This is a genomic window from Streptomyces sp. NPDC006393, from assembly GCF_040628575.1.
Taxonomy (GTDB): domain Bacteria; phylum Actinomycetota; class Actinomycetes; order Streptomycetales; family Streptomycetaceae; genus Streptomyces.
The window spans coordinates 142,823-149,069 of sequence record NZ_JBEXZD010000006.1 but is presented as its reverse complement, the minus strand read 5'-3'; the positions used below and the strand labels follow the sequence as shown (position 1 = coordinate 149,069).

Here is a 6,247-nt window from a genome sequence, read left to right as displayed (position 1 = left end):
GTTCCCGCGCGTCCGCGCTGCGCGGCTCGGCCTCCTCGATGAGTCCGTGCTCGGCGAGCTTGCGCAGGTGGTAGCTGACCAGCGACACGGCCTCGTCCACCTGTTCGGCCAGGTGCGAGGCGGTCGCCGTCCCGGTGACGAACAGCAGCCGGTACAGCTTCATGCGCAACGGGTGGGCGAGCGCCTTGAGCGTGCCCAGATCGGTGACGTAGCGGTTCTCCTCGCGTGACATGCCCCCACCGTAGATACGAAAGGAAAACTGCACAACAGATTTTGCGCAACGGATTTTGTGCAACTTCCCTTTCCTGTCTGCCATGCAGAGAGCCCCGGCCGCCTCAGGGCGACCGGGGCTCTCTGCATGGCCCTGCGCGGGCCTCACCTGACGGGATGCCCCGCCCCCCGCAGCGTCTCCTTCACCTGGCCGATGCGGAGGTCGCCGAAGTGGAAGACCGAGGCCGCGAGGACCGCGTCCGCGCCGGCCGCGACGGCCGGGGAGAAGTCGGCGAGCTTGCCGGCGCCGCCGGAGGCGATGACCGGGACGGTGACGTGCTTGCGGACGGCGGCGATCATCTCCAGGTCGTAGCCGTCCTTCGTGCCGTCCGCGTCCATGGAGTTGAGCAGGATCTCACCCGCCCCCAGCTCGGCCGCCCGGTGCGCCCACTCCACCGCGTCGATGCCGGTGCCGCGGCGGCCGCCGTGGGTGGTCACCTCGAAGCTGCCCGACGGCGTACGACGGGCGTCGACCGACAGGACCAGGACCTGGCGGCCGAAACGCTCGGCGATCTCCCGGATCAGGTCCGGGCGGGCGATCGCGGCCGTGTTGACGCCCACCTTGTCCGCGCCCGCCCGCAGCAGTCGGTCCACGTCCTCGGCCGTGCGGACGCCGCCGCCGACCGTCAGCGGGATGAACACCTGCTCGGCGGTGCGGCGCACCACGTCGTACGTCGTCTCCCGGTTGCCCGAGGACGCGGTGATGTCCAGGAACGTCAGCTCGTCGGCGCCCTCGGCGTCGTACACCTTCGCCATCTCGACGGGGTCACCGGCGTCGCGCAGGTTCTGGAAGTTGACACCCTTGACGACCCGGCCGTTGTCCACGTCCAGGCAGGGGATGACTCGGACCGCCAGGGTCATGACTTCACGGCTCCTCAACCAGCACAAACAAAGAACACGAACAACAATCTGAGGATCTTCTAGCCTCTGCAGGCTTCCAGCTCCACCGACACCAGCACGCGCGAGTCGATGAAGCCCTGCACGATCAGCAGCGTCGCGACCGGACGCACCGAGTCGAACAGCTCCTTGTGGGCCCGGCCCACGGCGTCCACGTCCCGCGCGTGGCTCAGATACATCCGCGTACGGATCACCGAGTCCACGCCGAGCCCGAACTCGCCGATCGCCTCCAGCGCGCTGGTGAAGGCCACCTTGGCCTGCTCGTACGGGTCCCCCTCCCCGTACAGCACGTCGCCCCGGAAGGCGGTCGTGCCCGCCACCAGGACGCGGTCGCCCGCCGCCACGGCGCGTGCGAAGCCGAACGTCTCTTCCCAGGGAACTCCGCTCTGCACGCGCCGCACGGCATCGGCCGTCATGACACTGTGTCCTTTTTCAAGATGTGGCCTCCAAGGCCTCTTCGAGGGTGAACGCCTTCGCGTACAGGGCCTTCCCGACGATGGCGCCCTCGACACCGAGCGGGACGAGGCCGGCGATGGCCCGCAGGTCGTCCAGGGACGAGACGCCGCCCGAGGCCACCACGGGACGGTCGGTCCGCGCGCAGACGTTCTTCAGCAGCTCCAGGTTGGGGCCCTGCAACGTGCCGTCCTTGGCGATGTCGGTGACGACGTAGCGGGCGCAGCCCTCCTTGTCGAGGCGCTCCAGCGTCTCGTACAGGTCGCCGCCGTCGCGGGTCCAGCCGCGGCCGCGCAGGGTGGTGCCGCGGACGTCCAGGCCGACCGCGATCTTGTCGCCGTGCTCGGCGATGACCTTGGCGACCCACTCGGGGGTCTCCAGGGCGGCCGTGCCGAGGTTGACGCGGGTGCAGCCGGTGGCCAGGGCGGCGGCCAGCGAGGCGTCGTCGCGGATGCCGCCGGACAGCTCCACCTTGATGTCCATGGCCTTCGCGACCTCGGCGATCAGCGCGCGGTTGTCGCCGGTGCCGAACGCGGCGTCCAGGTCGACCAGGTGCAGCCACTCGGCGCCGGAGCGCTGCCAGGCGAGGGCGGCCTCCAGCGGGGAGCCGTAGGAGGTCTCGGTCCCGGACTCGCCGTGCACCAGACGGACGGCCTGGCCGTCACGGACGTCGACGGCGGGGAGGAGTTCGAGCTTCGAAGCCATCACAGGGTTCCGATCCAGTTGTTCAGCAGCTGCGCTCCGGCGTCGCCGGACTTCTCGGGGTGGAACTGGGTGGCCCACAGGGCGCCGTTCTCCACGGCCGCCACGAAGGGCTTGCCGTGCGTGGCCCAGGTGACCTTGGGCGGGTGCATCACCGGATTGCTCGTCTCGAGCTGCCAGTCGTGGACGGCGTAGGAGTGCACGAAGTAGAAGCGGGCGTCGGTGTCCACGCCGGCGAACAGTTCCGAGTCGGCCGGCGCGTCGACGGTGTTCCAGCCCATGTGGGGCACCACGTCGGCCTCCAGGGGCGCGACCGTGCCGGGCCACTCGTCCAGGCCCTCGGCCTGAACGCCGTGCTCGATGCCGCGCGCGAAGAGGATCTGCATGCCGACGCAGATGCCCATGACCGGGCGTCCGCCGGACAGCCGGCGGTCGATGATCCAGTCGCCGCGGGCCTCCTTCAGGCCGCGCATGCAGGCGGCGAAGGCGCCGACGCCCGGCACCAGCAGGCCGTCGGCGTTCATCGCCGCGTCGAAGTCCCGGGTGATCTCGACCTCGGCGCCGGTGCGGGCCAGGGCGCGCTCGGCGGAGCGGACGTTCCCGAAGCCGTAGTCGAAGACGACGACCTTCTTCGGGGTGCTCATCAGCTCCACACCTCCAGCCGCATCACGCCCGCGACGAGGCACATCGCGGCGCCGATGGACAGGAGCACGATCAGGCTCCTCGGCATCTGCTGCTTGACGAAGGAGACGATGCCGCCGACCAGGAAGAGGCCGACGACGATCAGGATGGTGGACAGGCCGTTCATGCTCTACAGCGCGCCCTTCGTGGACGGGAGGATGCCGGCCGCACGCGGGTCCCGCTCGGAGGCGTACCGCAGCGCCCGGGCGAGGGCCTTGAACTGGCACTCCACGATGTGGTGCGCGTTGCGCCCGTAGGGCACGTGCACGTGGAGGGCGATCTGTGCCTGGGCGACGAAGGACTCCAGGATGTGCCGGGTCATGGTCGTGTCGTACTCGCCGATCATCGGCGCCATGTTCTCCGGCTCGGTGTGCACCAGGTACGGACGGCCGGAGAGGTCGACGGTGACCTGGGCGAGGGACTCGTCCAGCGGGACCGTGCAGTTGCCGAAGCGGTAGATCCCCACCTTGTCGCCGAGCGCCTGCTTGAAGGCGGCGCCGAGCGCGAGGGCGGTGTCCTCGATGGTGTGGTGGGAGTCGATGTGCAGGTCGCCGTCGGTCTTCACGGTCAGGTCGAACAGACCGTGCCGGCCGAGCTGGTCGAGCATGTGGTCGTAGAAGCCGACACCGGTGGCGATGTCGGTCTTGCCGGTGCCGTCGAGGTCGATCTCGACCAGGACGGAGGTCTCCTTGGTGGTGCGCTCGACGCGCCCGACGCGGCTCATCCGCTCTGCTCCTGTTCCTTCTTCAGATCGCGCACCGCATCGAGGAACGCGTCGTTCTCCGCCGGGGTCCCGGCCGTCACCCGCAGCCATCCCGGTACGCCGTTGTCCCGGACCAGGACGCCTCGGTCGAGGATCTTCCGCCAGGCTTCGTGGGCGTCGGCGAAGCGGCCGAACTGGATGAAGTTCGCGTCCGACTCCGTGACGTCGTAGCCGATCGCCCGCAGTTCGCCGACCAGGCGGTCCCGCTCGCTCTTGAGCTGCTCGACGTACTTCAGCAGCGTGTCGGTGTGTTCGAGCGCGGCCAGCGCGGTGACCTGGGTGATCGCCGAGAGGTGGTAGGGCAGCCGGACCAGCTGGACGGCGTCCACGACCGCCGGGTGCGCGGCGAGATAGCCCAGGCGCAGGCCGGCGGCGCCGAACGCCTTCGACATGGTGCGCGAGATCACCAGGTGCGGCCGGCCCTGAAGCAGCGGCAGCAGCGAGGCGCCGTGGCTGAACTCGATGTACGCCTCGTCGACGACCACCATGGACGGCTTCGCCGCCTGGGCGGCCTCGTACAGGGCGAGGACCGTCTCGGGCGCGACCGCGTTGCCGGTGGGGTTGTTGGGGGTCGTGATGAAGACGACGTCCGGCTTGCGCTCGGCGATCGCCTTCTCGGCGGCGGCGAGGTCGATCGTGAAGTCCTCGCCCCGGGGCCCGGAGATCCAGCCGGTGCCGGTGCCGCGCGCGATGAGCGCGTGCATCGAGTACGACGGCTCGAAGCCGATCGCGGTGCGGCCGGGACCGCCGAAGGCCTGCAGCAGCTGCTGGATGACCTCGTTGGAGCCGTTGGCCGCCCAGACGTTCTCCACGCCGACCGGGTGGCCGCCGGTCTTCGTCAGGTACTTGGCGAGTTCGGTGCGCAGCTCGACCGCGTCCCGGTCCGGGTAGCGGTTCAGGCCGCGGGCCGCCTCGCGCACCCGCTCGGTGATCCGCTCGACGAGCGGCTCGGGCAGCGGGTAGGGGTTCTCGTTGGTGTTCAGCCGTACGGGGACGTCCAGTTGGGGCGCGCCGTAGGGGGACTTGCCGCGCAGTTCGTCCCGTACGGGAAGATCGTCGATCCTCACGTCGCTCACTTGCTCTCGGGCACCTTCCAGCCGAACCTCGCCTTGATCGCCGCGCCGTGCGCGGGCAGGTCCTCGGCCTCCGCCAGCGTCACCACGTGGTGCGCGACCTCGGCGAGGGCGTCCTCGGTGTAGTCGACGATGTGGATGCCGCGCAGGAAGGACTGCACGGACAGGCCGGAGGAGTGGCAGGCGCAGCCGCCGGTGGGCAGCACATGGTTGGAGCCTGCCGCGTAGTCGCCCAGGGAGACCGGCGCCCAGGGGCCGATGAAGATCGCACCGGCGTTGCGGACGCGGTCGGCGACCGCCGCCGCGTCGGCCGTCTGGACCTCCAGGTGCTCCGCGCCGTAGGCGTCGACCACGCGCAGGCCCTCGTCCAGGCCGTCGACCAGGACGATCGCGGACTGCTTGCCGGACAGGGCCGGGCGGATCCGGTCCTCGATGTGCTTGGTGGCCGCGACCTGGGGCTCCAGCTCCTTGGCCACCGCGTCCGCGAGCTCGACGGAGTCGGTGACGAGGACGGCGGCGGCCAGCGGGTCGTGCTCCGCCTGGCTGATCAGGTCGGAGGCGACGTGCACCGGGTCGGCCGTGGCGTCGGCGAGGACGGCGATCTCGGTGGGGCCGGCCTCCGCGTCGATGCCGATCTTGCCGGTGAAGTACCGCTTGGCGGCGGCGACCCAGATGTTGCCGGGTCCGGTGACCATGTTGGCGGGCGGGCAGGACTCGGTGCCGTGGGCGAACATCGCCACGGCGGTGGCGCCGCCGGCGGCGTACACCTCGTCGACGCCGAGCAGGGCGCAGGCGGCGAGGATCGTCGGGTGCGGCAGGCCGCCGAACTCCGCCTGGGCCGGGGAGGCGAGCGCGATGGACGGGACGCCGGCCTCCTGGGCGGGTACGACGTTCATGACCACGGAGGAGGGGTAGACCGAGCGGCCGCCGGGCGCGTACAGCCCGACGCGCTCCACCGGCACCCACTTCTCGGTCACCGTGCCGCCGGGCACGACCTGGGTGGTGTGGGTGGTGCGGCGCTGCTCGCGGTGGACCAGCCGGGCGCGGTGGATGGACTCCTCCAGGGCGGCGCGCACCGCGGGGTCCAGCTGCTCCAGCGCGTCCTTGAGGGCCTGGGCCGGGACCCGGACGGATTCCAGCCGTACGCCGTCGAACTTCTCGGCGAAGTCGATCAGTGCCGCGTCGCCGCGATGATGCACGGCCTCGCAGATCGGGCGCACCTTCTCCAGGGCGGCCGCGACGTCGAAGTCGGCTCGGGGCAGCAGGTCGCGCAGGGCGGGGCCCTCGGGGAGGGCGTCGCCGCGCAGATCGATTCGGGAGATCACGGATTCAATTCTCTCAGACAGCGCTCGCGTCCCGTTCGCCTGTATCAATGGCTGATACAGAACCCCTCCACAGGCGTATTCCG

General features: G+C 70.6%; 9 protein-coding genes. All 9 read right to left on the bottom strand.

Translation table 11 applies throughout. The features are described 5' to 3' along the window. The coding region (locus tag ABZ484_RS05195; protein ID WP_358864526.1) for a helix-turn-helix domain-containing protein at nt 1–232 on the bottom strand (232 nt) is incomplete at its 3' end. Between the two features lie 143 nt (nt 233–375). Next, entirely contained in the window at nt 376–1,131 is a 756-nt protein-coding gene (hisF, locus tag ABZ484_RS05190; RefSeq protein WP_358864525.1) for an imidazole glycerol phosphate synthase subunit HisF, read from the bottom strand. A gap of 59 nt (nt 1,132–1,190) precedes the next feature. Continuing rightward, a complete protein-coding gene (locus ABZ484_RS05185) occupies nt 1,191–1,583 on the bottom strand; it encodes a RidA family protein (protein ID WP_358864524.1) in 393 nt (130 codons plus the stop codon). Nucleotides 1,584–1,599: 16 nt separating this feature from the next. Continuing rightward, the gene (gene priA / locus ABZ484_RS05180) at nt 1,600–2,325 is read right to left on the bottom strand and encodes a bifunctional 1-(5-phosphoribosyl)-5-((5-phosphoribosylamino)methylideneamino)imidazole-4-carboxamide isomerase/phosphoribosylanthranilate isomerase PriA (RefSeq protein ID WP_358864523.1); all 726 of its coding nucleotides are present in this window, start codon (nt 2,323–2,325) and stop codon (nt 1,600–1,602) included. Further along, entirely contained in the window at nt 2,325–2,975 is a 651-nt protein-coding gene (gene hisH, locus ABZ484_RS05175; RefSeq protein ID WP_358864522.1) for an imidazole glycerol phosphate synthase subunit HisH, read from the bottom strand. The genes priA and hisH overlap by 1 nt, the downstream gene beginning before the upstream one ends. After that, nucleotides 2,966–3,130 (bottom strand): hypothetical protein, encoded by a 165-nt coding sequence (locus tag ABZ484_RS05170; protein WP_030167671.1) that lies wholly within the window; start codon nt 3,128–3,130, stop codon nt 2,966–2,968. The genes hisH and ABZ484_RS05170 overlap by 10 nt, the downstream gene beginning before the upstream one ends. Nucleotides 3,131–3,133: 3 nt before the next feature. Further along, nucleotides 3,134–3,727: an imidazoleglycerol-phosphate dehydratase HisB gene (gene hisB / locus ABZ484_RS05165; RefSeq protein ID WP_100825690.1), complete on the bottom strand. Its 594-nt coding sequence runs from the start codon at nt 3,725–3,727 to the stop codon at nt 3,134–3,136. After that, entirely contained in the window at nt 3,724–4,842 is a 1,119-nt protein-coding gene (locus ABZ484_RS05160; RefSeq protein ID WP_358864521.1) for a histidinol-phosphate transaminase, read from the bottom strand. Before ABZ484_RS05160 ends, hisB begins: the two co-directional genes overlap by 4 nt. After that, nucleotides 4,839–6,164 (bottom strand): histidinol dehydrogenase, encoded by a 1,326-nt coding sequence (gene hisD, locus ABZ484_RS05155; protein WP_358864520.1) that lies wholly within the window; start codon nt 6,162–6,164, stop codon nt 4,839–4,841. Before hisD ends, ABZ484_RS05160 begins: the two co-directional genes overlap by 4 nt. Between the last annotated feature and the right edge of the window lie 83 nt (nt 6,165–6,247).